The 25,455-nt window shown below is 50.6% G+C and carries 28 protein-coding genes and 1 tRNA gene; 15 read left to right on the top strand and 14 right to left on the bottom strand.

Annotation, left to right across the window (positions count from 1 at the left end; genetic code table 11):
• Positions 1 to 2: 2 nt before the first annotated feature.
• The 3 genes from E7Z62_02500 to E7Z62_02490 are packed head-to-tail and all read right to left on the bottom strand — an operon-like array spanning position 3 to position 4,327.
• The gene (locus E7Z62_02500) at positions 3 to 662 is read right to left on the bottom strand and encodes a PHP domain-containing protein (protein MBE6521985.1); all 660 of its coding nucleotides are present in this window, start codon (positions 660 to 662) and stop codon (positions 3 to 5) included.
• Entirely contained in the window at positions 659 to 2,908 is a 2,250-nt protein-coding gene (gene metG / locus E7Z62_02495; GenBank protein ID MBE6521984.1) for a methionine--tRNA ligase, read from the bottom strand. Before metG ends, E7Z62_02500 begins: the two co-directional genes overlap by 4 nt.
• Before the next feature lie 42 nt (positions 2,909 to 2,950).
• Positions 2,951 to 4,327: an MATE family efflux transporter gene (locus E7Z62_02490; protein ID MBE6521983.1), complete on the bottom strand. Its 1,377-nt coding sequence runs from the start codon at positions 4,325 to 4,327 to the stop codon at positions 2,951 to 2,953.
• A gap of 123 nt (positions 4,328 to 4,450) precedes the next feature.
• On the opposite strand from E7Z62_02490, the gene E7Z62_02485 reads away from it, so the two are divergent.
• The 7 genes from E7Z62_02485 (at position 4,451) to E7Z62_02455 (ending at position 10,517) form a co-directional block, all read left to right on the top strand.
• Entirely contained in the window at positions 4,451 to 4,918 is a 468-nt protein-coding gene (locus E7Z62_02485; protein MBE6521982.1) for a hypothetical protein, read from the top strand.
• 24 nt (positions 4,919 to 4,942) lie between these two features.
• Positions 4,943 to 5,722 (top strand): hypothetical protein, encoded by a 780-nt coding sequence (locus tag E7Z62_02480; GenBank protein MBE6521981.1) that lies wholly within the window; start codon positions 4,943 to 4,945, stop codon positions 5,720 to 5,722.
• The gene (locus E7Z62_02475; protein ID MBE6521980.1) at positions 5,719 to 6,834 is read left to right on the top strand and encodes an acyltransferase; all 1,116 of its coding nucleotides are present in this window, start codon (positions 5,719 to 5,721) and stop codon (positions 6,832 to 6,834) included. The genes E7Z62_02480 and E7Z62_02475 overlap by 4 nt, the downstream gene beginning before the upstream one ends.
• 73 nt (positions 6,835 to 6,907) lie before the next feature.
• Positions 6,908 to 7,357, top strand: coding sequence for a GtrA family protein (locus E7Z62_02470; protein MBE6521979.1), 450 nt, complete (start codon positions 6,908 to 6,910; stop codon positions 7,355 to 7,357).
• Positions 7,358 to 7,425: 68 nt separating this feature from the next.
• Positions 7,426 to 9,216 carry a ribosome biogenesis/translation initiation ATPase RLI gene (locus E7Z62_02465; GenBank protein ID MBE6521978.1) on the top strand — a complete coding sequence of 597 codons (1,791 nt, stop codon included), beginning with the start codon at positions 7,426 to 7,428 and terminating at the stop codon, positions 9,214 to 9,216.
• A gap of 13 nt (positions 9,217 to 9,229) precedes the next feature.
• Positions 9,230 to 10,177 (top strand): PHP domain-containing protein, encoded by a 948-nt coding sequence (locus tag E7Z62_02460; GenBank protein MBE6521977.1) that lies wholly within the window; start codon positions 9,230 to 9,232, stop codon positions 10,175 to 10,177.
• Positions 10,161 to 10,517, top strand: coding sequence for a hypothetical protein (locus E7Z62_02455; GenBank protein ID MBE6521976.1), 357 nt, complete (start codon positions 10,161 to 10,163; stop codon positions 10,515 to 10,517). Before E7Z62_02460 ends, E7Z62_02455 begins: the two co-directional genes overlap by 17 nt.
• Here the strand turns inward: E7Z62_02455 and E7Z62_02450 are convergent.
• From E7Z62_02450 to E7Z62_02440, 3 genes are read right to left on the bottom strand one after another with little or no spacing between them, the layout of a single operon-like run.
• Complete coding sequence (locus tag E7Z62_02450) at positions 10,495 to 11,073, bottom strand: hypothetical protein (protein MBE6521975.1); 579 nt, start codon at positions 11,071 to 11,073, stop codon at positions 10,495 to 10,497. The genes E7Z62_02455 and E7Z62_02450 overlap by 23 nt on opposite strands.
• A gap of 10 nt (positions 11,074 to 11,083) precedes the next feature.
• Positions 11,084 to 12,124 carry a cation transporter gene (locus E7Z62_02445; GenBank protein ID MBE6521974.1) on the bottom strand — a complete coding sequence of 347 codons (1,041 nt, stop codon included), beginning with the start codon at positions 12,122 to 12,124 and terminating at the stop codon, positions 11,084 to 11,086.
• 53 nt (positions 12,125 to 12,177) lie between these two features.
• A complete protein-coding gene (locus tag E7Z62_02440) occupies positions 12,178 to 13,560 on the bottom strand; it encodes an MFS transporter (GenBank protein MBE6521973.1) in 1,383 nt (460 codons plus the stop codon).
• A 72-nt stretch (positions 13,561 to 13,632) separates the two neighbouring features.
• Here E7Z62_02440 and cysK point away from each other — a divergent pair, with 72 nt between their 5' ends.
• On the top strand, positions 13,633 to 14,538 hold the full coding sequence (gene cysK, locus E7Z62_02435) for a cysteine synthase A (GenBank protein ID MBE6521972.1): 906 nt from the start codon (positions 13,633 to 13,635) through the stop codon (positions 14,536 to 14,538).
• Position 14,539: 1 nt separating this feature from the next.
• Here cysK and E7Z62_02430 read toward each other — a convergent pair whose 3' ends face one another.
• Together E7Z62_02430 and E7Z62_02425 are read right to left on the bottom strand one after the other, a co-directional pair.
• Positions 14,540 to 15,667: a radical SAM protein gene (locus E7Z62_02430; protein ID MBE6521971.1), complete on the bottom strand. Its 1,128-nt coding sequence runs from the start codon at positions 15,665 to 15,667 to the stop codon at positions 14,540 to 14,542.
• 52 nt (positions 15,668 to 15,719) lie between these two features.
• A complete protein-coding gene (locus tag E7Z62_02425) occupies positions 15,720 to 16,028 on the bottom strand; it encodes a hypothetical protein (protein MBE6521970.1) in 309 nt (102 codons plus the stop codon).
• A 131-nt stretch (positions 16,029 to 16,159) separates the two neighbouring features.
• On the opposite strand from E7Z62_02425, the gene E7Z62_02420 reads away from it, so the two are divergent.
• Positions 16,160 to 17,071, top strand: a complete 912-nt coding sequence (locus E7Z62_02420) for a hypothetical protein (protein ID MBE6521969.1) — start codon at positions 16,160 to 16,162, stop codon at positions 17,069 to 17,071.
• On the opposite strand, the gene E7Z62_02415 is transcribed toward E7Z62_02420, so the two are convergent.
• On the bottom strand, positions 17,057 to 17,293 hold the full coding sequence (locus E7Z62_02415) for a hypothetical protein (protein ID MBE6521968.1): 237 nt from the start codon (positions 17,291 to 17,293) through the stop codon (positions 17,057 to 17,059). The two genes, E7Z62_02420 and E7Z62_02415, sit on opposite strands and share 15 nt — an antisense overlap.
• A 42-nt stretch (positions 17,294 to 17,335) precedes the next feature.
• Here E7Z62_02415 and E7Z62_02410 point away from each other — a divergent pair, with 42 nt between their 5' ends.
• Positions 17,336 to 17,878 (top strand): hypothetical protein, encoded by a 543-nt coding sequence (locus E7Z62_02410; GenBank protein MBE6521967.1) that lies wholly within the window; start codon positions 17,336 to 17,338, stop codon positions 17,876 to 17,878.
• Here E7Z62_02410 and E7Z62_02405 read toward each other — a convergent pair whose 3' ends face one another.
• Positions 17,879 to 18,385, bottom strand: a complete 507-nt coding sequence (locus E7Z62_02405; protein ID MBE6521966.1) for a cysteine hydrolase — start codon at positions 18,383 to 18,385, stop codon at positions 17,879 to 17,881.
• 174 nt (positions 18,386 to 18,559) lie between these two features.
• Here E7Z62_02405 and E7Z62_02400 point away from each other — a divergent pair, with 174 nt between their 5' ends.
• Complete coding sequence (locus tag E7Z62_02400; protein ID MBE6521965.1) at positions 18,560 to 19,822, top strand: HlyC/CorC family transporter; 1,263 nt, start codon at positions 18,560 to 18,562, stop codon at positions 19,820 to 19,822.
• Here the strand turns inward: E7Z62_02400 and E7Z62_02395 are convergent.
• A complete protein-coding gene (locus E7Z62_02395; protein ID MBE6521964.1) occupies positions 19,788 to 20,243 on the bottom strand; it encodes an exosome protein in 456 nt (151 codons plus the stop codon). The genes E7Z62_02400 and E7Z62_02395 overlap by 35 nt on opposite strands.
• Positions 20,244 to 20,245: 2 nt before the next feature.
• Positions 20,246 to 20,713, bottom strand: a complete 468-nt coding sequence (locus E7Z62_02390; GenBank protein ID MBE6521963.1) for a hypothetical protein — start codon at positions 20,711 to 20,713, stop codon at positions 20,246 to 20,248.
• Positions 20,714 to 20,806: 93 nt separating this feature from the next.
• Here E7Z62_02390 and E7Z62_02385 point away from each other — a divergent pair.
• Positions 20,807 to 20,881, top strand: a tRNA-Ile gene (locus E7Z62_02385).
• 124 nt (positions 20,882 to 21,005) lie between these two features.
• Here E7Z62_02385 and E7Z62_02380 read toward each other — a convergent pair.
• Both E7Z62_02380 and E7Z62_02375 read right to left on the bottom strand, forming a co-directional pair.
• On the bottom strand, positions 21,006 to 22,814 hold the full coding sequence (locus E7Z62_02380; protein ID MBE6521962.1) for an SEL1-like repeat protein: 1,809 nt from the start codon (positions 22,812 to 22,814) through the stop codon (positions 21,006 to 21,008).
• A 44-nt stretch (positions 22,815 to 22,858) separates the two neighbouring features.
• On the bottom strand, positions 22,859 to 23,146 hold the full coding sequence (locus tag E7Z62_02375; GenBank protein ID MBE6521961.1) for a hypothetical protein: 288 nt from the start codon (positions 23,144 to 23,146) through the stop codon (positions 22,859 to 22,861).
• Between the two features lie 87 nt (positions 23,147 to 23,233).
• Between E7Z62_02375 and E7Z62_02370 the strand changes: the two genes are divergently transcribed.
• From E7Z62_02370 to E7Z62_02360, 3 genes are read left to right on the top strand one after another with little or no spacing between them, the layout of a single operon-like run.
• Positions 23,234 to 24,409, top strand: coding sequence for a DUF521 domain-containing protein (locus E7Z62_02370; GenBank protein ID MBE6521960.1), 1,176 nt, complete (start codon positions 23,234 to 23,236; stop codon positions 24,407 to 24,409).
• Positions 24,406 to 25,176, top strand: coding sequence for a DUF126 domain-containing protein (locus tag E7Z62_02365; protein ID MBE6521959.1), 771 nt, complete (start codon positions 24,406 to 24,408; stop codon positions 25,174 to 25,176). The genes E7Z62_02370 and E7Z62_02365 overlap by 4 nt, the downstream gene beginning before the upstream one ends.
• Positions 25,177 to 25,193: 17 nt before the next feature.
• Positions 25,194 to 25,454: a DNA-directed RNA polymerase subunit L gene (locus tag E7Z62_02360; protein ID MBE6521958.1), complete on the top strand. Its 261-nt coding sequence runs from the start codon at positions 25,194 to 25,196 to the stop codon at positions 25,452 to 25,454.
• Position 25,455 lies beyond the last annotated feature (1 nt).

Genomic DNA, 25,455 nt, shown 5'->3' with positions numbered 1-25,455 from the left:
GCTCAGATCTTCCTGAATCCGCGGAACATCCACTGACCGATGGATTTGGTTCCGTATTTGAGCGTTCCGAACATGTGCCTGCTACGGCTGTGCGCCAAGGTGATGTCACCTGCCATAATGGCCTTGACAGCTTCCTGCCAATTGGTGACAGAATCCGGAATTTCGATGTAACCGTTCCCGATATGACGTGGCCTATGAGCATCTGAACCCGCAGAGATAGGCTTTCCTATCTCCTTCGCCAGATTCTCAGATCTCCTGTTTGCCGAAGGGATCGAGCGTGCATTTCTGGCCTCGATACCATCGAAATCGTGATTCCTGGTATTCTTCTCCCCAAGTCCTGACCACCATCTGTACGGATGTGCGGCAAAGGCGTATCCGCCCGCCTCGTGGATCAACCTGATGGTATCATCGATTGAATGTCCCTTCGGAATCTGACGGTCTATCCCCAGAGCGACTATATGGCCGTCGGTGGATGAGACCTCTTCCGCAGGTATGATTATGACATCCTTGTTGTCCTTCAGGAGATCGAATGCCTTGAACTCGTTATGGTCCGTGACAGCGATACAGCCGATGTCGCGTTCCTTAGCTGTTTTGATGAGCTGCTCCATCGTGGTCGTGCCGTCCACAGAGAACATCGTGTGGACGTGGAGGTCTGCCTTCATCTAACGTCTGCTCCGTCAAGGATCTGGGAATCGTCATCGACCGTGATGACACACTCCTTTCCGTCACCCAGCGGGATGACATTATCGCCGTCGATGACTGCGGTGACCATCCTTGGGGTGTTGGCGGGCAGCTTGATGTCCTTGCCCATGAACTTACCGTCCTTAATGGATGATACCTTGATCTTGACAGCCTCGAACTGCTTGAGCTCGATCCTTGATGAGGAGTTCTCCAATCCGCAGTTCAATTTGGTTCCGTCAGGCACATCGGTGTTGGGCTTAAGAAGCGCCAGATGGTCTCCTCCAACCCCTTCGTCATCGGCTGCCATGAGCATACCGAAGGATTCCACTCCGCGGAACTTGGCCTTCTTCAGATTGGAGATCACAAGGAGCCTCCTTCCCATCATGTAATCCTTTGAGAACAGGGACTTGATGTTCGTCACCAATTGCCTGGGCTCTTCCTCTCCCAGGTTGACCTTCAGTACATAGAGCTTCTCGGCTTCAGGATGATCCTCGACGGATACGATCGTACCCACACGGATATCCAGACGCCTGAAGTCTGCGAACGGTCCGGTGAATGTAGCGGGCTGCTCCTGCTTGTTCTCCTGTTTCTGGTTATTCTGCTTGAGCTCTGGAATGTCCAGCTTCTTGAATACAGGTACCGAATCGTTGAGCTGCTGTCCGGTGGCGACATCCTTCGTTGCTGCGGACAGTCCTGCATCCTGTATGGTTCCTGCGTTCCCTAGGAATCCCCACACTTTTTCTGCTGCAGCAGGCACATAAGGCCAAGAGATGATCGATAGTGCCTGGACGATTCTGAGGACGTTGTGAATCACCTTTCCGCATGCGTCCTTGTCCTCCTTTACGAGTTTCCAGGGCGCCGCATCGTTGAAGTACTTGTTTCCGAAGGACGACAAGTTCATGACGGCCTTCAACGCCTTCTTGAAATCGCAGCGACCGAGGCATTCGCTGAACTCCTTGACAGCCTCCTCGATTGCCTTGGTGACATCCGGATCCAAATCTCCCGCAGGGATGGTTCCGAAGTTCTTCTTGGAGAAGTCCAGTGACCTGTGGAAGAAGTTACCGAGGTTGGCCACCAATTCGGTATTCACCTTTGTCTGGAAATCCTCCCAGGTGAACTCCGAGTCGTGGGTATCGGGCATGACTGCAGACAGATAGTATCTTACGACGTCCGCATCGTACTTCTCGAGAACACTGGGGATGTCGATCGCTCCTCCGCGACTCTTGGAGAGCTTTCCACCGCCGATCATAAGGTATTCGTTGGCAGGGATATCGTAAGGGAGCTGCATATCTCCTAGGCCCATGAGAATCGCGGGCCAAATGATGGAATGGAACGGGATGTTGTCCTTTCCGATGAAATAATAGTGCTTGCAATCTGGATTCTGCCAGAACTCCTTCCAGTAATCGGGCTTACCGATCTGCCTCGAATACTCCACTGATGCCGAGAGATATCCTATGACCGCATCGAACCAGACATAGATGACCTTGTCATCCCAGCCCTCAACGGGTATCGGGACCCCCCAGGACATGTCCCTGGTGATGGCCCTGTCTGTCAGACCCTCTCCCTGAAGCCAGTTCTGTGTGAACGATTTGACGTTTGGCCTCCAGTAGTCCTTGTCCTTGACATAATCGATGAGCCTGTCGGTGAATGCACTCAGTTTGAGGAAGAAATGCTTTGTCGGTCTGATCTCAGGAGTGGAGCCACACAGGGTGCAGTAGGGCTCCTTCAGGTCACCGGGCTCGAATGTGGTTCCGCAACTGTCGCACTGGTCTGAACGTGTCTTCTCCGCACCGCACTTGGGACATATTCCCTCGACATACCTGTCAGGAAGGAAACGGTCGCACTTGGGGCAGAAGTACTGGTTGGTCTCCCTGACGTAGATGTAACCGTTGTCCATCAGTCTCTTGAATACGTCCTGGACGACCTCGAAGTGGACTGGACAGTGCGTTTTGTTGAAGAAGTAATGGATGTTCAGGTCCTCGATGGCCTTCTTGTTAATCTCGTGATACTTGTCCGCATACTCCTCCGGGGACATCCCGCACTTCTCTGCAGAGATGGTTATGGGCGTTCCGTGCTGATCTGATCCGCCGACCATTAGCACTTCATTGCCTAGCAGGAGGTTGTATCTTCTGAAGATGTCGGGAGGCAGAAGCGATCCAGCGACATGTCCTAGATGTATTGGCCCGTTTGCGTAGGGCCAAGCGATATTGATGCAGACTTTCGACATTGTTGAAACCGTGCCGTCAATCGCGCACGTCCTTATAAAAGATTACGCGGAAGGTGCTACCGTTTCCCGTTTCTCCACCTTGTCCAGTATGATCTTTCCGTGCAATATCATGGCCAATCCTCCGAAACATTCGATTATTATCAGCACTACACCGATTCCCAACAGACCGGGCCAATAGATAGCGGCGACCCAATATGCAAAGGTCAGGATGATGTTCCTAACCAGAGTATTGACCAAGGCATGCCCAGCCTTTTCCAGAGATTGCATGAGTGCTGAACCGACGGATGTAAGGGAGAACACAGGCATGAAAAGGCACATCGTGTAGGTGAACATGACCATCTCATCATGCATATGGGCCATGTCATCAGTACGGATGAACATATCCGCAAGCAAACCAGCGAACAATGCGAACACCAGGCACAATCCCAGGACATGCGCGGTCGAACGTTTGACTGCGAACGAATAGGCATCGCGGATCCTGTCGAATTCCCTCATACCATATTCGGCGGAACAGACGGCGACCAAGGCTCCACCCATGGACTGGGCCGGGATCGCGGTCATGTATCCTATCCTCCAGACCATAGTGTACACTGCCAATCCGGCGGTGCCTGCGCTCATAATGACGAACATGTTCAGGAATATGTTGAAGAAGTTCATCACAGAAAGCTCCACTGCCTCTGGAAGGCCTACATTGAGGATCTCCTTCTGTAATCTTGGGATGAATCTAACGATGTACTTGCTCCGAAGATCGACATACAGATCCTTGCTTTTCAGATACCAGTAGAATGCCATAACCGATGAGATTACGAATGCCACGACGGTCGCCCAAGCTGCTCCGGCCACACCCATGTCCATCCAGAATATCATAACGGGATCCAGTACGATGTTCACTACCGCCCCGACAACCTGGATTGCCATTGAACGTCTTGCCGCACCCTCTCCTCTGAGCATTCCCGACATGACTCCACTGAGGATTATGAAAAAGGAACCCAAGTAGATCGGTATACCGTATGACAGACACTCATCCAGCATGTCCTCTCCGCCCATCAGTATTATGACCGGTTCTGCGGTGACCATCAGAATCGATGTCATGATTACGGATGTGATGAAAGTCAACAGCAGACCCTGTCCGGCTACTCCATTGGCATCCTCATGATTCTTCATACCTATGTTACGTGCAATGGCCGCGGAAACTCCGATACCTAAGCCGTTACCGATACCGATGAGAATTGAATAGATTGGGTAGACCACTCCCAAAGAAGCCATCGCTCTCTGGCCGAGATCCGCTACCCAGAAACTATCGACGATATTATTGAGATTCTGTACGAAGAGAGCTATCGCTATGGGTACCGCAAGGGTCAGTATGCCCTTCCTCTGATTACCCAAGAGGACCCTTACGCCCTCCGTGCTCTCGGCCATGACCCCTCCATCAGTGTTAGATATTTACGCTATTTCATAAAAACCACGAGAATATCATATATCATCCCCACAATATCATCATGAGATTGGGAAGTCTCGACACCGATTAGTCGGAGGGAACGGATGCTGAAGGAGTTGGACAGAGTACAGAGGATAGAGCTATACCTCTCACTTGCCCTAGCCATTGCATTCATCGGTTACCTCGTCGCGATCTATGTCGGAAACATCGAAACCGAGGTGATACGCGACAGATACTGGAAGGATGTGGAGCCTCTGTTCAACGGAGAGATCCCGATCATGGAGTATCCGCCGTTCGCATTCGTCTTCATGATCATACCGCGCCTGTTCTTCTCCGATCCGTTCGGATACAATGTGGGATTCGTCATCGAGATGTACGTTTTCACCATCATCGGACTGGTCCTCACAAGACGCCTGGCTGAGAGATTGGAATTCAGTCAGGTAAAAGCCATGACCGTATACAGCGTACTCATGGTCCTTTTGCTGGAGTTCATCACCGACCGTTACGACATCGTGACAGCGGTCATGTCCTTGGCAGCATTCTACCTTATCCTGACCAAACGCCCCATGTAGGCGTTCATACTGCTGGCCCTCGGAATGATGACCAAACTTTACCCTTCGATGTACTTCCCGATATTCCTGATGATCTACATCGTTCAGAAGGACTGGAGAGGTGCCGGTCAGGGATTGTTCTGGTTCGCTCTCACTTCGGCAATAATCTTCGTTCCACTGATGCTGATCGACCCGGACCTGTTCATGGGATTCCTGAGCTACCATAGCAACCGCCCTCTAGAGATCGGTTCCCTGGCGGCCACGCTCCTTTATCCATTCTCAATGATGGGGCTGATCGAGACCAGCATCTATCCAGCCTGGATGGAGGGAAGCTTTGGTTCCGATAATCTGGTAGGACCTATCCCCGACGCGATTGCAAACATCCTTTCGCCAATCATGGTCCTGTCAATCCTGATCATCATCTTCTACTATGCTTTGGTCAGAAAGAATGAAGAAAGGGAGAAAGAAAGAGCCTATCTGTTGGTGCTCGCGATGCTGGGGGTTACCCTAGCGTTCATGCTGATCGGGAAAGTGTTCTCCTCACAGTACCTGATTTGGGCGATCCCGTTCTATGCACTGGCGATAATGATGACTTCGGACCGCGTACGCAGCAAGAGACTGCTGTATACCCTGATAGCGGCATTCGTTCTCACCCAAGTGAATTTCGCCTATCTCTATGGGTACCTTGGCGGAGGTACGAACATCAACGACCTGGGCATGATACTGATGCTAATCCGCAACCTGATGATCGTGGCAACGTTTGTCATGACCATCATGGAGATCGCCCGCATCCACAAAGAGCAGCCTTCTCCCATTGCTGAATGATGAAAAGGAGGGAACATGGTTTTAACCATGATTGCCATTGCAACATCATGCCGGATGCGCCGAATGCCGAAAAAAGGGAGAACTACTTTCTGAGGACATTCTGCGTTCTGATTATCTTTGCCATCATTTTCGTCCATTACGAACCTTGCTATCAGCTATTCGGAATGAACGCCTATGAATTCGTTGAGGGCGTGGGAAGATTTGCGATGCCCATGTTCTTCATGATATCGGGATACTTCCTGTATTCCGCCGACGGACATTCGGAGAAGAGCCTCAAGAAGAAGACCATGAGGATCCTGATCCTCCTTGTGATCATGAAAGTACTGTATTTCGGACTGGACTGCATATACTATGCCTTCGGAGTCATCTCAGCGGACGAACTCATGGAGGGCCTCATTGTCATGAACTGGTCCAATAAGCACATATGGTTCGTCATCTTCCTGTTCGTCATCTATCTGTTGCATTGGATCCTTTACAGGTACCATGTGAACTTCAAGTATTCCATGATATTCGGATCGATCTGTCTGGCGATACTGATCTTCACGGCCGACATCTGCGCCTGGGCATCGATTCCCGAAATAGCCGGGGTGAGCACATACAGCATAGGTCAGGTGTTCTACTGTTTCGAAGGGTTCTTCTTCTTCCCGTTGGGATACTACCTGCACAAATACAGCGACAGGACGGACCTTTGGAACACATGGGTTCTCCTAGTAATTGCCGTCATCGGTGCGGCTATGTCCGTATGGGAGGTCATCAACTTTACCCCGATGACCGGCGTCGTGTACTCGAGCCTCTACATCGGATCGGTCGTCCTCGCTATCCCCTTCTTCATTCTGACCTTCCGTATTCCTGAAGGAAGGCTCAGATGCAGACCGCTCGAATATCTGGGCAGGAATGCACTGCCTTGGATGTATGCGTTCTACATGGCGATCATGTTCTTCATCAAATTCATCGTCATGGACAACATAGATGCACCGCTGGAGATTCTTGACCTTCTAGGAATGATCATCTCAGCCATACTCGACATGATACTTGCATATGGTATGTTCAAACTGATGACTAGACTGTTCGGAAACAAACTAAGGAGAAGTGCGGAATTCGAGCCTGAATAAGGACATAAAAGCCAATGTTCCAGACTTCGATTTTTTACATAAGTATATTTACATCCTAAGAATACAATAGGGCATGGGAGTGGCGAAGGATTTATTCACCAAATATCGCGAAATTATCATGTACGTGATAATGGGCGTCGCCACCACCTTCGTCTGTTGGGGTTCATACTTCCTCTTCACAGACTTCCTACATTTCGAGCTGAATGTCGCCAATATACTGTCATGGCTGGTAGCGGTATTGTTCGCCTTCGTCGTGAATAAATGGTACGTCTTCGAGGCCAAGAGCTTAGCCTTGAAAACAGTCGCCAAGGAACTGGCTGCGTTCATAGGGTCCAGGATATTCACCGGAATCATAGCTTGGATCCTGTTCCCGATATTGCTGTACTTCGGAATCGACACGTTCATCGTCGACACCCCCGGTTTCCTGGCAAAGATCATCACCAGCATAATCGAAATCATCCTGAATTGGGTTTTCAGCAAGTATTTCGTCTTCAAGAAGAAGAAAGAAATCCCCGCGGAATGACCTCTCCGTTCAGGCTAGTCGCAGTTCCCGACTGACCTTATTTATATTATAATTGAATCGACCACAGCATGCGGATAGCAGCGGTCCTGATCGACAGATGTCAGAACAGGAAATGTAATCATGAATGCGAGAAATTCTGCCCACTCAATAGAACTGGAGTGGAGTGCGTCACATTCGGTGAGAGAGGCAAGCCCATCATCTCGGAAGAGCTCTGCCAAGGCTGCGGTATCTGCGTCAACAAATGTATGTTCGATGCCGTCAAGATCATCGGTCTGGCCGATGAACTGAAGGAGCAGATGATCCACCAATACGGCGAGAACAGTTTCCGTCTGTACAGGCTGCCTGTTCCCAAAAAGGGGCTGGTCACCGGTATTCTTGGACCTAACGGTATTGGAAAATCCACTGCGATCAAAATGTTATCAGGTGCAGAGATTCCCAACCTAGGTAACTATGAAAACCCTCCTTCCAAGGAGGAGGTGCTGAAGCACTTCGCAGGTACCGAGATCCACGATTACCTGAAGAACGTATACGAAGGCAAGGTCAGGACAGCGATCAAACCCCAGTATGTCGACCTTCTTCCCAAAGCATCCAACGGAGTCGTCAAAGACCTTCTGTCCAAGGTCCAGGAGCGCATGACTCTTGAAGAAGCAGCAGAGACGTTCGATCTCACAGAGGTTCTGGACAGGGAACTGTCGAAACTCTCGGGAGGAGAATTGCAGCGTCTGGCCATGGCAGCTACCATGATGAAGGATGCGGACGTTTACTTCTTCGATGAACCCACTTCCTATCTGGACATCTATCAGAGAGTCAAGATGGCAAGGCTCATCAAGGCTCTGAGCGCAGAGAAACAGGTGATGGTCATCGAACACGACCTAGCTATCCTGGACTTCCTCGCAGACAACGTTAACGTCGTCTACGGTACCGAAGGAGCATACGGAGTATTCACAATGGCCAGGCAGGTCAGGACCGCCATCAACGTCTATCTGGACGGATACCTCCCCGAGGAGAATATCAGGTTCAGGGACAGACCCATTGAGTTTGAGGCGTCGCCTCCCAGAGCGGACTGGCAGACTGCCGACATCATATCGTTCAAGGATCTGAAGAAAGACTTCGGAGAGTTCAAACTGGACATCACCGGAGGAGCTGTGAAGATCGGAGAATCCGTCGGAATCGTGGGACCGAACGCCACCGGAAAGACGACATTCGTTAAGATGCTGGCCGGAGCGATAGAGCCAGACTCTGGAGAGATGGATAACAAGGTCAAAGTAGCATACAAACCCCAGTACATCTCGGCAGATTTCGACGGAACGGTTCAGGACCTTCTGTTCATGAAATACTACGATACTGTCAACACCAGCTTCTTCAACGGAGAAGTCCTTGAACCGCTGGGCATCAAATACCTCATGGACAAGCAGGTGAAGAACCTGTCCGGAGGAGAACTACAGCGCGTAGCTATCACAATGTGCCTCGCCACTGAGGCGGATATGTATCTGTTCGACGAGCCCTCTGCATATCTTGATTCCAACCAGAGGATGAATGCTGCCAAGACCATCAGGAGAATGATGGAAAAGACTGGACGCAGCGGAATGATCGTCGACCACGACATCTATTTCCTTGACATGGTCTCCGATTCGATGATGGTGTTCGGAGGCGATCCGGGACACCACGGTGTCGGTGACGGACCTTTTGACATGCGCGAAGGAATGAATAAGTTCCTGGCAGCAGTAGATATAACATTCAGGAGAGATGCGGATTCGCACCGTCCGAGGATAAACAAACCCGAGTCCAGACTAGACAGGGAACAGAAGTCCAAGGGCGAGTACTATTATTCCGACGCTCTGCAGCAGACCAATCAATGATCGGAGGCATAAGATGGGAAAAGCGGACACACACCTTCACACTCAGTACTCGGGTTTTTCAAAGTTAGGAGTGATGAAATTTCCAGAATCTGTCCTCTCGCCCGAGATGCAGGTGGACAAGTGCAGAAAGAACGGTATGGACGTCATCGCGATCACGGACCACGATGAAACGAGAGGAGCATTCATCGCTCAAGAGTATGCAAAGAGATTCGACGATATCGACGTCATAGTGGGGGAAGAGGTCACAACTCATGACGGAGAGGTCATCGGACTTTTCCTGAACGAAAGGATACCTGAGGATCTGCCGATCGAGGAAACGGTGGACATCATTCGCGAACAGGGAGGGCTCGTTATAGCACCCCATCCTTTCAGCTACCATGTCTTCGGCCTCAAGGAACGCATCCTCACTCTGGACATAGATGGTTTCGAGACCATCAACGGAGGACATCCCGACGCTTATTCCAACAAGTTCGCCAGATTGGTCATGGACAGGTACCCTGGCAGATGGGCCGACATGTCCGGTTCCGATGCACACTCAATCTACACATCGGGATACAATTGGACCGAGTTCGAAGGGACCACCGCCGAGGACTTCAGAAAGTCCATCCTGAACAGGACCACGAAGGCGGCTGGTGTGCCCGCTCCGGTACTGGGACAGGTCCAGTGGAGCATAGAGGTTGCGCTCGGAGGAGCAAAACTCCTTAGAAAAGCTCTGAGGGGAAAGCTTGAACCTGTGGAAGGTGACCACCTGATAGAGAAGATCCTCAGCATCAATGATCTGAAGAAGGTCACCGGGATATTCGCAGCGTACGCTTACACAACCCCTTGGATGGCCGGACTCGCTACGGTCCTGAGCACAGCATGGCTCGCAAAGGGTGCAAGGAAGATGAATGCCCAGATACCTCAGCGTCTTGAAGAGGTCGACCGCATCATAAAGGAATACGATGCCAACAGATCCTGATATCTACAAGATAGGCGTGAACATCCCCGAGGAATTCCTCGAGCGTTTGATGGATTCCGTGAATGATGTCATGGAGCCTCTTTATCCCAACTACGACCGCACATACATGTATTGGCCGGTGAAAGGGACCTGGAGGCCTCTGCCTGGAGCGAACCCTTACAACGGAACGATAGGCAAAATAGAGGTCGCTGACGAGATGAGAGTCGAATTCGCCGTCAAAAAGAAGGACCTCGAGAAGGTGATCGCGACGATATCCGATGTCCACCCTTACGAGGAACCTGCTATCGACGTGATCCCGATGATATCTTGGAGAAGTCTCATTCCTTCGGGCGAAGACTAAAGACGCTGTCGAACGTTCTCTGCATCCTGTGGATCTTCAGACTCTGCTTACGATAGCTGAGCTCGTCCTCGTTCATTATGCCGATGGCAACGAACTCATCCAATGCTTGGATCGCACCCTCGTAATCGGATTCGACACCGACCATGGTGTCTATGAGCCTGTTACGGCAATAGATGGTCTTAGGAAGCTCGCCGCCGTTATCCTCAAGGAACTGATCCTTGATTGATGGGAACAGATCGAGATTCTTGCAGCATTCCTCTTTGAGCTTGTCGAACTCCTCCGCTCCGAACAGCCCGTCTATGTATGCCTCGGTGACCTTGAACCTGTCATAATCAGACAGTTCCTGCGACAGAGCGTACTCTCCGGCAATGACAGAAAGCTTGTAGTTCGCGTCATTGCTGGAGCGGACCATGAGATCGACCAGGAAACCCTGCTTGGATGTGGTGTCTATGCAGTTCAAGTATCTCTTTACCTTGACCTTGTTCATATCGTTGAGCGAACCGAACCACTCTTCCAATCCGACAGCGGAGATCTCCGCAGGTATTTCCTGACTCATGTCCAACGTATCAGCGGTCGTTGTTTAAAGAACCGTCGATGACGATGACTCTGGGAGGGTTATGCATGTACGGGTTCATCAGCGAATCCGAGGTCCATTTGAGATTCTTCTCATAGCCCTCGCATCTGTTGAAACAATTCCTATCGCAGTATCTGCAGAAAAATTCGGTACATGGCGAAGCTGTGACCGACACCTCGACCTCTTCACCGAATTTCCATTTGATGGCCTCTTCGATCTGCGCCTCCTCCTCATATGATTCCAATACAGACATATCCCTGGGAAGAACGAGATGCATATCGACGAACAGTCCGTGACCGTACTTGATCAATCTTACCTTGTATATGTCGATCCAATCATCGTGCCTGTATTCGTTGAGTAAGGCTGTGATCTGCTCCATGAGTTCTTCATCGTTCCTATCCATGGAATCGTCGATGCTGCGCTTTATGACGTGAATTCCTGTTAATCCGATGATTATTCCGAATATTATCGCAATGGAAGAATCCAGCCATGCTGCATCATACCCCAGGGACATGGCAACATAAACAACCATCAAACCCACTATGATGCCCACTGAAGAATAGGTGTCCGAACAAAGGTGCTTTCCGCTTGCCACGAGTGCGGGAGAACGTGTCTTCTTTCCTTTCCTTACCGCAGCCCTTCCTACTAGGAAATTGACCAATGCCGCAGCGGCGACAATAACTAAACCGACATCCAGCTTTCTTATCTCTCCAGGATTCAGCAAGGACATTATGGACTCGTATATGATCAGACCGCCTGCAACGAGTATCATGGTACCTTCTATGATGGCGGAGATGTTTTCGATCTTACCGTGGCCGAATGGATGCGATTTATCGGCAGGCTGTGCAGAAAGGTATAATGCATACAGACCTACGAAAGCAGCCACCACATTGACGATCGATTCCAAAGCATCTGTTAGAATCGCCATCGATCCTGTCAGGTAATAGGCGACAAACTTGATCGCCATCAAAGAGAATCCTACGACTGCAATTATCTTCTGGAAATCAAAATTGCTCTTAGCCGCTTCATCCATTAGGGAAAAAATGCGTAGAATAGTATAAATTGATTATTTTTACATAATCTTATTTAATTTTTTTTAGGAATTCCTCTAAATACAGAGGTTATCGCTCCGATGATGCACATGACCAGGCAAACAGTCATAGAGAGGGTCATGGCATCAAGGAACAATCCGTACGTCTCCGGGCCCAGATTATCAGTAGAACCCATGGTCACTGTGATTATCAGCATGGCAATACCCATGCTGACCACCATTCCCGACTGTCTCATGAAGGAAACCATTCCGGATGCCTCGCTGGTGTGCTCCCTTGGCACCGAGGACATTATGATCGTAGTATTCGGGGAGGAGAACATAGCGAATCCCAATCCTCCGATGATCATAGAGACTATCGGCATGTAGAGAGGGGTGTCGATATCATAGGTCGTATATGTGAACAAACACACCGCAGTAAGGACCATACCTACTGTTGGGAGGATGGCCTTGTTCTCCATCCTATCAGTAAGCTTTCCGAAATAAGCGGTAGTAAGGCATTGGACCAAGGGCTGAGTGACCATGACAACACCGGCCTCGGTCGCAGTGAGGCTTCCGATACTCTGCAGGTACAGGGCAAGGAAGAAGGAGATGGAGTATGAAGCGGCATAGCTCATAAATGCGGCTATGCATGAACCTGTGAACACCCAATTCTTGAACAGGCTCATCTTCAGAAGACAATGGCTGTTGCCTATCTGATTCTTGATGAACAATATGAAGAACAACAGACCGACCATCAAAGATACGACGGCCCAGGTAGCCGGAAGGTTCATCACACCTCCCATCGAAAGCATGATTGCGATACCATAGATTATCGAACCTTTGGTATCGAAGACTCCGTCTGGATCCGGCCTGATATCTCCTTTGAAACCCTTGAGGATGATGAATGTCGATATGGCCGCCAAAGGTACGGTCAGAAGGAATAGCAGCCTCCATCCGATGAGATCATTGAGAGTCCCTCCGATGAACGGACCTAATGATAGCCCCATGTAAATGAACATGGTGTTGTAGCCTAGAGCCGTCCCTCTTCTTTGGGGAGGGGTGACGTCAGTGATCATTGATATGCTGACAGTGGCGATCGAAGCCGCACCTACACCGATAATTGCCCTTCCCAGGACAACGAACCAGAATCCCGGCGCCAGACATGCGATGAAACAGCCTATGACGATTATCATCAGGCCTATCACGAACATTTTTTTCTTTCCTATAATGTCCGCTAGCTTCGCGAACGGTACCATGAATAGGACCGATGCCAACAGGAATGCGGAATTCACATAGGCGAGGTCGTGAGAACCTGTGTTGAAGTCCTCTCCGATGTTTACCAGAGAAAGGTTCATCATCGTGCTCAGAAGAGGGGCTATGAAGCCTGATATGTAGCATGCCCAAACAACAGCCTTAGCCTCCTTCTCCGAGTATTCCATGAACCCCCTATACCGCGTCCTGTTTTTCAATTTTGGCTAGGATAATATAGGATGTTTATGATTACAAAAGGCATGGCAGTCTTCAATGACATCATCGAAACGATAGGCGAAACCCCCATAGTCCGTCTGAACAAACTTCCAGCCGAGGGTTCAAAGGTATATGTCAAAATAGAGAGAGGCAACCCCGGGGGATCCATCAAGGACCGCGCTGTTCTATCGATGATCGAGGATGCGGAGGCCAAAGGTGTCCTGAAGAAGGGCGGGACCATCATCGAGCCCACTTCCGGAAACACAGGTATCGCCATAGCTATGATCGCAGCAGTACGCGGATACAGGGCAGTCATCGTGATGCCGGATTCCATGTCGCTGGAGCGCAGACAGGCCATACGCGCGTACGGGGCTGAGATAGTCCTCACGCCGGGATCTGGCGGAATGGGGGCTGCTGTGGAAAAGGCAAATGAAATCGCCAAAGAGACCGGAGGATGGGTATGCGGCCAGTTCGACAACCCTATGAATGCGGTCGCCCACCGTGTGGGGACCGGGAGGGAGATCCTCCGCGACCTGCCTGATATCGATTATGTCTTCTCCGGTTTCGGCACAGCAGGAACCGCATGCGGACTTGCCTTGGCATTCAAAGATGCTGGTTCCAGGGCCAAAGTGATAGGTGTGGAGCCTGCAGAGAGCCCCCTTGTGACTGAAGGCAAGGCGGGACCCCACAAGATTCAAGGGATAGGGGCAAATTTCGTCCCCACCATCTTCGACAGGGATCTTCTCGCAGATGTCGTCACAGTCAAAGGCGACGATGCAATCAGGACCACGGTGGAAATGGCTCGTAAAGAAGGAATCTTCTGCGGAATATCATCTGGTGCTGCGGTCTATGCCGCTCTTAAAAAGGCTGAGGAAGAACCCGACAAGATCATTCTGGCGATTCTGCCTGACGGCGGAGAGAAATACATGAGCACCGGAATCTTCGACTGATTCAAAGACCAGTGTTCTTCGGATTGATCAGTTTGCCGATTATTGCATCCTTAACAAAGGGATTGTACTCGTCGAGATCGGGCTTCTCATCGATTATCCTCTGGATGGATTCAGCAACATGTCCGAATATCACCTTGTATGCCTCACAGGACTGTCCGCCGTTCTCCGTCAGACCGTTCTCATAAAAGGCATCCACGCTGCATCCTCCGTTGCAGTATTCGAAGATATCGCACTTCGAACACTTCTCGCGCCTCACTATCGAGCCGACGAGAATGTTCCTGAATCCGTCTGACTTGAATGCATCCGCGATGGAATCGATACCGTCTATGTTCCCCATGCAGAAATCCTTAGGACATGCCTTAGCGCACGGATACAGAGAACCGTCCGGATACATGCACAACCATTTCGTAAGGCATGATGTGTGGGCGCAATCCGAAGGGATTGGTTCTCCCAAATAATGCATTATGTATTGGTAGAATGGCATTAGCGGGACCCTCGCGGTCTTGTCATAAAACCACTGGTCATATGCCTCGATGCTTCCTTTGACGAATTCTTTAGTATCGGGGACGTAGCACTTCCCGCATCCTGCTGCGATCACAGGCGAGAGTGAAACGCTGATGTCCTTTTCCCTGAAATACTGATAGATCTCCTTCTGCCTGAGAGCCGACTCCTTGGATATGGTAGCTCCGACAGAATACTTGTTGTCCTTGGCGGAAAGCGTCTTCAATGTCTTTTCCACATCCTCCGCCCTGAGAATACTGTTGCAGGGGCCTTCGTATGAGACTCCCACATTGATCTTCTTCTCCCTGCAATAGGCCATGAGCCTCTTGTTCAGAAGAGTACCGTTGGTGTTGATGGTGTTCCCGTACCTCATGGAGTTCTTCCCGAAGTACTTCTCCTCCATGGCGATGACTTCTTTGTAGAAGGACATCGGCAGAGTGAGCGGTTCTCCGCCATGCCAGATGAACCATGCTGTCTGATACTCCTCGGAAGCCATCCTGATGAGCTTCTCCACCCTTTCCAGGGAGATCTCGCCTTTCACCCTCTCTTCGGGTGTATGATAACAGTGTTTGCAGTCAATATTGCAGAAAAGTGTCGGTTTGATAACGATGGTGATGTGTGGATTCATGTTAAAGATGAACCGTCACGGACGATGCACCGTGACGGCTGTGAATGTAAAATCAGAAGGGCCAGAAAGGCCATGCACCAAAGAATCCGTCAGTGGCGTAACAGCAGCACGCGATAAGGATTACGACGGTTCCGATAACACAAAGATGCCATCCCCAGGTGTTGCAGTATCCTTTGTCGTTGCAGCAAGTATAGTCGCACTTGGTAAGCTCAGAATGCTCATCGTCTGCCTTTTTGTCAAAACGCTCTGCGTGGTCGTTATCCTGGGGGAGCCCCTCCATAGAGAACGCGATGAATGCGTTCGGGGACTGGCTCTCATACATTACTGTCAGTTTTTCGATGGATTCTGCATCGTAGGACATGAAATTCACCTTATCAGTGGTGGGCTGATGTCTTGGCGTACAATTTGCCATTATATAAATTTAGACTAAACGGAACTGCGACTTAACGCGACTGGACATCAGTTTTTATCGTTTGTCTTCCATGGCAGTGCATGCTCGGGTACACCCTGCCTTATTACAACAGATTGTCGCCGGCCGACAATAGGGTCTACCGGAGGTATTACTGCGAGGGATGCCACCAGTTGAAACAGGGGTTCGGTCTCCGGAGCACCCTCACCGTCAACTACGACATGACCTTCAACACCATCCTCCTGAACGGGATTGCTGGAGATGTTCTGGACTTCGAGGGTACTCATAGAAGATTATGTTTCCTGGACAAACCTAAGGCAGATTCAGATCTTCTAAGAAAAATGGCTGCATACACCCTCATCCTGACCAAATGGGAGCTCCGCGATGATGAGACCGACAGGCCTTCGATCAAGTCCAAAGGTGCCTCAGCCATGCTGAAGGGAGCCATAGACAAAGCTGTCGAAGCATATCCTGAATACGACAGGATGGTAGGCGAAGGGTTCACCAGACTTCATGGGATGGAACTAGATGGATGTAAAGATGCCGTACTTATGGGAAAGACGTTCGGCGAAGGTCTGATAGGTGCTCTGAGGGACATAGCCGGAGAGCACGCCTGTGAGAATCTGGACAATGTTTTCAGACAGCTCGGCACTGTGGTGTATCTCATGGATGCGATCGATGACTTGGATGAGGATTTCAAGGAAGGGACGTACAATCCTCTTCTTCCCGAGAAAGGATTCACCAACTCCAGCGACTTCAGGCTGAAGAACGTATACTCCCTCACTTCGATGCTAAACGAACAGATAGGATCCCTTCAAGGTTCATATTCCAAGGTAAGACCCCAACTACGTGCTGGCCAGGGGATATGCGACAACATCGTTTATCTCGGCATACCCGATTCTGCGAAGAAGGTAATGATGGGAAGCTCCACTGCCAAGACCAGCGTCACAAACGTACTGTCCAACCGCAAACAGCGCATGTCAGAGGGAACCTGAGGGATCGTACTCGCTGCAGACATCCAGCTCATACTTCTCCTCCCCTGTCCTCGAACATACCGTTCCGTCGTACATAGAACAATTCTCACAGCACCCAGGACGGTACCTGTCGCAACCTGATTCGGGCTCTGTGTTCCTGACCTCGACTATGCACACCCACAATCCGTCCTTGTGGTTGCAGAACCTGCAGGTCTTGCATTTGCGGTATGCCTCGTTGGTCATCGCTCAGCATATAACCATGATGCACATTATCCTTTCGCAGACATGAGTGAGATATCCGATTCCATCGAACAGGACCTTCGTTCCCTCGACGAGATTCTTAAAGAACTCAACAAGGAGGCCGCCAACCACAAGGCGGAGAGGGACAGATTCCACCAACAGGCCGATATTCTAGCTGAGAAACGCGACAAACTCCAGGCCAAGGCAAGAAAGCTCTCGGACGAGGCCAGGGCGCTCAAGGCACAGAGGGATGATTACAATCTCACAGCCTCGGAGATGAGACAGAAGCGCGACGAGTGGAACGACAAGGCGAAGACGATGCGCGAACGCGGAGGCTTAGGGGATATCAACGGTGCGAAACAGATGGCGGACACCTACCATCAGAAAATGGTCAAGGCGAACACCAGCGGTCAACTGATCCACGAGAAGATGCATCAGCTCTTCGACGAGGCGGATAAGCTGAGGCAGGAGGCACAAGTCTGCCACGAACAGTATCTGGATTGCAAGAAGGCGGCAGATCTGGAGCACGAGAAGTATATTCAGGTCGTTAAAAGGATCAACAATGTGAAGGATAACCTTCCGGATTGATCAAAGCACCTCGACACCCAACCCTATCAGGATATCCAATGCTTCCTCGGCGAGTTCCGAATTCCTGCTCGCTACACAGTTCTGACGGATTATCACCAGTGCACTGGGGTTAGCAGTCCTGGCGATCACGGCATTCGCAAGTATGTCCACATCGGTCTCCACTCCGCACAGCTCTATCTCGTCATAGAGCCTGAGCTTCTTCATCAGCTCCTCCGAACCGGGCGATGTCTTGCGTATGATGAACCCGTTTGGAAGGTAATCGCCGACCTTTCCATAGACTTCGACACCGGTCGTTCCCCTGATGCAGTACTTGGAAACGGATCTGGAATCAGCATTGTGCAGAATGCTGTCCCCGAATGAATCAAGAACGAAGTAGACATCTCCTCTCATCTTGATTGTATCCTCGATACGTTTGCAGATGTTCTTCTCGATCATCGGTATGAATTTTCCGCCCATCGGGCCTGTTACATGGTCGTTCTGATAATCGACGACAACCAGTGCTTTCATGTACGGCGATAACGGACAGGTTCGGTATTAACGTTTGTTCCCAATCGGTCACAGAATAGTAAATAACTGACAAACTCGGGCCTAACCTTTTTAAATAGGGGGCTTTTATGTTTAATAAACGGTTGGATAGAATTGACATTTTGCGATTCCCCGGATAGGATGCGTGCCTGAGGTATGGACCCCATAGTCATAGGCTATGTCATAGCTATTCTTGTGTTTATTTGCCTATCAGCATTCTTCTCAATGTCAGAGACCGCTTTCACCAGCGTCAGCGAGATCAAGTTGAAGAAGATGGCGAATGAGGGGGATCGCAAAGCAGAGAGGGCCATCGGTATTCTTGAGAACTACGACAAGTTCCTGACCACCATACTGATCGGAAACAATCTGGTCAATATCGCGGCAACTTCCATCGCCACGACGATGTTCGCCATATTCCTCGGTGCGGAAACCGGAGCGTTGGCATCAACTGTGATTATGACGGTGACCCTGCTTATCTTCAGCGAGATCACCCCCAAATCGCTGGCGAAGAAATACCCTGAGAAGATCTGCATCCGCATATGTTCGGCTATACACTGGGTGCTGATCATCTTCACACCCCTGTCGTGGTTCTTCACCAAGATTGCGAATCTGGTAGGGAGCAGCGACGGACCTGCCATCACAGAGGATGAATTGGAAGTCATGATCGATGAGATCCAATCGGACGGGGTCCTCGAGAAGAGCGAGAGCGAACTCATCAAGAACGCGATGAGGCTGGACGACATCCATGTGTCCGAGGTCTACGTCCACCGTGTCGATATCGTAGCGATAGATGTCGATGAGAACATCGATGATCTCGGAAAACTGTTCGTCAGTTCCGGTTTCTCCAGAATCCCTGTGTACGACGACACGATAGACAACATCATCGGAGTGGCTTACTCAAAAACCTACTTCACCAACAAGGCCCTCGGCGTCAAGTTCTCCATCCATGACATACTGATGCCTGTGAAATACATCCCAGAGACCGTCACCGTCGCTGATGCGCTCAGCGAACTCCAGAAATCCAAGATCCATCTCGCGGTCGTTCTGGACTCGTACGGAGGCACCAAGGGCATAGTCACCATGGAGGACCTCCTGGAAGAGCTCGTAGGTGAGATCTGGGATGAGAGCGATGCGGTCCAGCAGGACGTGAGCGCATCCACCGGAGGATGTTACATCGTCAAGGGAATGGCCAATCTGGATGACGTTATGGAAAAGGTAGGCATCTTCATAGACCGTGACGGCTACGATGACCCGTCCCTGTCCGGATTCATAATGCATAAGCTTCAAAGGGCACCTACCAAGGGAGATGTCGTCGAATTGGATAATGCCACGATAACCGTGAATTCTGTCAAGGGTCACCGTGTGATCGACTGCACATTGATGGTCAAGAACGAACCGATCGAGGACGAGCTTTCTTGATGTCCTGAATGAAGTCTGTCATGACCTTTACGGCCACATCTTTCTTCGCGGGGTGGGCCTGTACCTTGCCAAATATGGAGATAACGTCACCGTGATGAGCAATCTCGTAGATACCTTGGACGGCCTTCTGCTTATCGAGACGGAGATAGAACATATCGTCCTCATCCACGCGGTTGTCGATATCCTCGAGTATGCTGTCCAGGATGACGTCGCCTAATTTGGAGAACAGTTCCGTAAACTCCCTCTGCTTGGTGATACGGGTCTCCAGGATCATCATGGTGTTCCCATGCTCGCTCTCGGTGATCTCCTCTTCGAACTCGATATCGCCCAAGAGCTCCTTCAATGTGTCTTCCAGCAGATCCTGCCTCTCAGTGGCGTAGCAGAAGGTCTGCACCCTTACCCAGTGGAAGGTTACCTGCATCCTCAGTCCTCCTTGGGCAGCAGTGCACCTATAGCCTCAGGATCCTTTGACGATAGGTGGAATACCCTCTTCCCAGTCACCTTGAGTCCAATCCCCATGTCTTCGCCGACTGCCGCATAGGTCTTGTACTTCACTCCCTTCAGAGTCCAATCGGAATAGTTCTTTATGATGTTCAGTTCGCCGATCCTGAATGTTATGATCTCCGATTTGGGGATGACCGTTTTCCTGATCACATAGAGGATCTCAAGCCTGTCGTCATAGACCGTCACGGTGAACCTAGCAGCAAAGCATGCGATGATGCATATTCCAAAGAAGACCCCGCAGATGATTATGGCCGTCATCGACATGCCCTGATAATAGACCAATTTGGTGACGAGCATAGCAACCCACGTTATGACCAGCATCGCTGCGAGAAGGATCGCCAAATTCTTTGGGAGGATCATACGTGACTCCTGATAGGAAGGCTCCATGCCAGCTTATCGGATTCTCCATATAAATCCGTATCTTGGACGACATCCAATCAACAACCTTTATATGTCACCTATCTATCCTGGGGTATAGTTGGTCCCGTAGCTTAGCACGGTTTGAGCGTCCGGCTGATAACCGGAAGGTCCTGAGTTCAAATCTCAGCGGGACCACTCATCTCTTCTTCAATGATTACTAAACTAATATCTACGTGCATTATTGTCTCAAAGGCAAGCCGTTCGTTTGACTCTAAAGCACAAAAATCAATAAAAAATGGGGGTAGACCCCCAATAGTTTTCAGAGACCAGCGTTCCTCATCTGGAGGAGCGCTCTCTTGGATGCGAGGTTGCCGCCTGCGGCACCTTTGTTGAACCACCTCTTGGCCTCGGCAGGATCCTTCTCAGTTCCGACTCCGTCGAGATAACAGCGTCCAACAATGAACATCGCATCGGGATCGCCGTTGTTGGCAGAGAACAGATAGGACTGGAACGGAGATTCATCTCCCTTGAGTTCTATCTTCTTGCCTGTGGCCCCCTCTACGATCTCTCTTGAGACAACATGTCCCTGCTCTGCCGCACGCGTATACCAAATGAGCGCCTTCTTCTCATCGGACTTGGTTCCGATTCCGTTGGCGTAGCAGTATCCAGTGTAGTATTGGCAGAGGACGTTTCCAGTCTCGGCACCCTTGCTGAACCACTCGAATGCGAGTTTATCGTTCTTATCGGTTCCAACACCCTCGAAGTAGGCGTATGCGACATGGTATTGGGATTTTCCGAACCCATTGTCTGCAAGTTTCTTGTGGAGCTCAAACGCTTTCTCGGAGTCCTTTGCGGTTCCTCTTCCCTTGGAATAGGCTTCAGCGACCGAGAACATGGCCTTCATGAAGTTATCCTCCGCAGCACGGTTCAACCATTCGAAGGACAGTTCGTTATTCTTCTCCACACCTCTTCCGAGAGCATATGCCGTTCCGATGTTGTAGCATGCGATGGTGTTTCCATGCGCCGCTGATTTCATATAATACTCGAGAGCAGTCTTAGCATCCTTTCTGAATCCGATACCTTCAGCATAATTGTCTCCGGTGATCAACTGGGCATATCCGTCACCGAGGTCTGCCGCTATCTTGAACCATTCTGCCGAGAGCTTGGTGTTCTTGGGGACCTGTTTGCCCTTCGCATAAAGCTGTCCGAGCATGATCATAGCATCGGTCTGCCCCATGGATGCGGCCCTCTCCAGATACTGGATACCTTTGTCCCTGTTCTTATCCTCGCCGACACCGCCCAAATAGCATCTGGCCATGCCGTATAATCCTTCGCGGGAACCTCTGGTAGCCGCGACATAATACCAGGAATTGGAATAATTGCCGTCTTTGGCCACTCCGATTCCGTCCATGTAGCACCTTCCGAGGTTGTACATGGCATCGACGGATCCCAGATCCGCCGCTTCGTCATATAGAGCGAATGTCTTCTTATGATCGCGCTCCACGCCGAATCCGTACTCATAGCATTTCGCCAATGCTAGGTACGCAGGCACGAATTTCTTATCTACGAGCGCCTGGAGCAGCTTTGCACCCTCCACGCGATCCCTTTTTACTCCGGTACCGTTGAGGACACATATTGCGACCTGGCAGGAACCGTCTAGATCCCCCATGGACTCGGATTTCTTGTAGGATTCATATGCCTTGACAGGATCAAATCCGCCTCCGACTCCGAGTTCGTAGAGTTTTCCGAGAATGAATGCAGCATCCGCATCGTCCTCCGATCTCTTTAAGTAATATTCGAAAACCGCACCGTCTTCGGGCGTTTCGTGCGTTTTGTAGTAGTTGAACAGAACCAGATAAGCATCCAGATTGCCTTTCAGAGAAGCACGGAAGAACCACATGGCGGCCTCTTCCTCATCCTTTGCAACAACAATGCCGTTGCTGTAACAGATACCTACGACGACAGCAGCCAGAGTGTTCCCTCCTTTCGCTGCCTTGAGATACCAATCGAAAGCGGTAGCATCGTTCTGCTCCGCCCCCTCTCCGAGTGCAAAGATCTGCCCAAGCTTGAAGCGGGACTGCACGTCCCCCGCTTCAGCCATAGAAGTCAATTGCTCTAAGGATTGCATTAGAAGGCGAGTAAACTAGTGTCCATAATAAAAGTATCCCTTACTCACTCCAACGTTTTAGAACTCACTGAATCGTACTTCTTATTCCTTATGTAAATAAGGACGCCTGTGGATACCAAAGCTATGTCCAACAGATAGAACGCCAGAACATAAGATATATCGTCGTTAATCAGCTTGTTTATAACTCCGCAGATATAGCCCACCAGCACTATGCTCATGAACAGTATGCTCGTACCGACGTTGGTGCGTGCGCGGAACGCCTTCCTCAGATTGAAAGGCCAGGATGCAGCGAAGCACACCAGCATAGCCGCCTCGAAAATGCCTGTTATCATGACCCCGTCTACCCCGATGTAGTATTTCTTTTTGACCTACATGGATTCGACCGTATCCCATTTTAAATCAAACCGCCATTGAGTCCCATGGACCTCACAAGGGAAGAGGAAGCGATTCTAAACGGAGAACAGGGAGAAGGCAGACAGAAGGCCATGGAATTGGTCACTGCCCTGGGAAAGATCTACGGGGCTGACAGCCTCATCGATATCACATCCGCACACCTGTCCGGAGCATCATACAAGACCATCGGCGATGGCGGGCTCAAATACCTGGAGGACCTGGTCGGAGGAGGCGCCACCGTATCGGTGCCATCCACGCTGAACCCTGTCGGCATGGATAGGAACAGGTGGAAGGAGATGCACATCTCCGAAGAATTCGCTCAGAAGCAACTCAGGATCATCGACCTTTACGGCCAGATGGGAATCAAGAAGACCTGTTCCTGCACACCGTATGTAGGCCCCAATGTGCCCTCGATGGGCGATCACGTAGCCTGGTCCGAATCCTCTGCCTTGAGTTTCGTCAACTCATATATCGGGGCAAGGACCAACAGAGAAGGAGGGCCTGGAGCCCTAGCTGCGGCTATCCTCGGAAAGACGGCGAATTATGGTCTACACCTCGACGAGAAAAGGAAACCGACAGTGGTGATAGATGCAGATATAGACGGTTCTATCTTCTCATACTCCTTACTGGGCCAAGCCGTTGGAATGGCCATCGGCTCTGGCGTGCCGTTCTTCAAGAACATCTCTCCCGAAGTGGAGGAGGCCAAGGCGCTGTGTGCGGCCATGGCTGCATCAGGATCCATAGCACTCTACCATGTGGACGGGGTTACCCCCGAAGCAGGGAACTTCGACGTATCCGACCTGGAGGTCATCCACATCGGCAAGCAGGAATTAGAGGCCGCTTACTCCAAACTTAACAAGACCGAGGATGTCCAGCTGATAGCGATCGGATGCCCCCATCTCACCGAGAAGGAGATGCATCAGATCGCCTCTTTCCTCAAAGACAAGGAGAAGAAGAACAAGGACATCGAGGTATGGTTCTGCACCTCTACCGAGATCAGGGAGAAATGTGCGGAGGATGTCAAGATCATGGAGAGGTTCGGACCTGTGTTGGCGGACACATGCATGGTGGTTGCACCGATAGAGGGAACATTCGAGAGGACCGCCACCAATTCGGCCAAGGCCGGAAACTATCTTCCAACACTTTGCTCGCAAAAAGCCATGTGCAGGGACATCTCAGCCCTAATGGAGTTGGTACTGTGATCTTCCAGGGGCGCAGCATATCTAATGGAAAGGCCAGAGGAGAGGTGATCAAACTCGATGAACCTCTGAGCTTCCTCGGAGGAGTGGACGGTTCCACTGGGGATCTGAGGGTCAGAGAAGGCAATGTGGCCGGAAAGATCCTGGTCTTCCCCAAAGGAAAGGGGAGCACGGTCGGTTCATATGTCATGTACGACCTGATGGTCCACGGCAAGGAACCTGCGGCCGTGATCAATGAGGCTGCCGAGACAATTGTGGCCACCGGTGCGGTGATATCATCGATACCCATGGTAGACCAGATCCCATCGGTCAGACTGTTCGAGGATGGGGACATCGTCAATATCAATGCGACCGCGGGAACCGTCGATATCGAAGGCATCGACTACAAAGAGGTCGTCTCTTCCGTAGTTTCCAAAGACGGCAAATGTGTATTGGAGAAACGTCCGGAGAGGAACCACTCCTTCCCCGGATACTGGTCCTTGGTAGCAGGAAAGATCGAGCCTGGGGAGTCTCCAGAAGATGCGGCACGCAGAGAGATATTCGAGGAAACAGCAATCGAAGTCGGGAAACCGCTCGGAACGATGGATCCCTTATACGTTCGTGAGGGCAAGACGCTGTTCAAAGTGTACCCGTTCCATTTCGATGCTGGGAATCAGGAAGTAATACTGAACGAGGAAAATGAAAGATTCATCTGGGCATCGATAGATGAAGCAAAGGAGATGAGGACGGTAACGGACACCGTGCTCGTGATGTCGCATTTTCTCCTATAAAATATAAATAAGCCGTGATGATGCCATTGACTATGCAGACTTATCTCATCGAGAAGACAAAGACCTCCATCAAGATCGGGTTCAAGGATCCTAACATGACCCTTATCACCCCTATGATCAAGGCATTGAACGAGGATTCGAACGTCAAACTCGTCAGATATATCGATCAGCACCCCGAACTCATCGACCGTGCACTCTATGTCGAGGTCACCAAGGGAGACCCCGCCAAGGCGATCGAGAAGGCGGCGGAATCGGTATCCAAATACTACTCCAGCTGAT

The sequence above is a fragment of the Thermoplasmata archaeon genome (assembly GCA_015063285.1).
Lineage (GTDB): Archaea > Thermoplasmatota > Thermoplasmata > Methanomassiliicoccales > Methanomethylophilaceae > Methanoprimaticola.
Note: the sequence above shows the minus strand (reverse complement) of the source record. Positions and strands in the feature narration are given on the sequence as shown.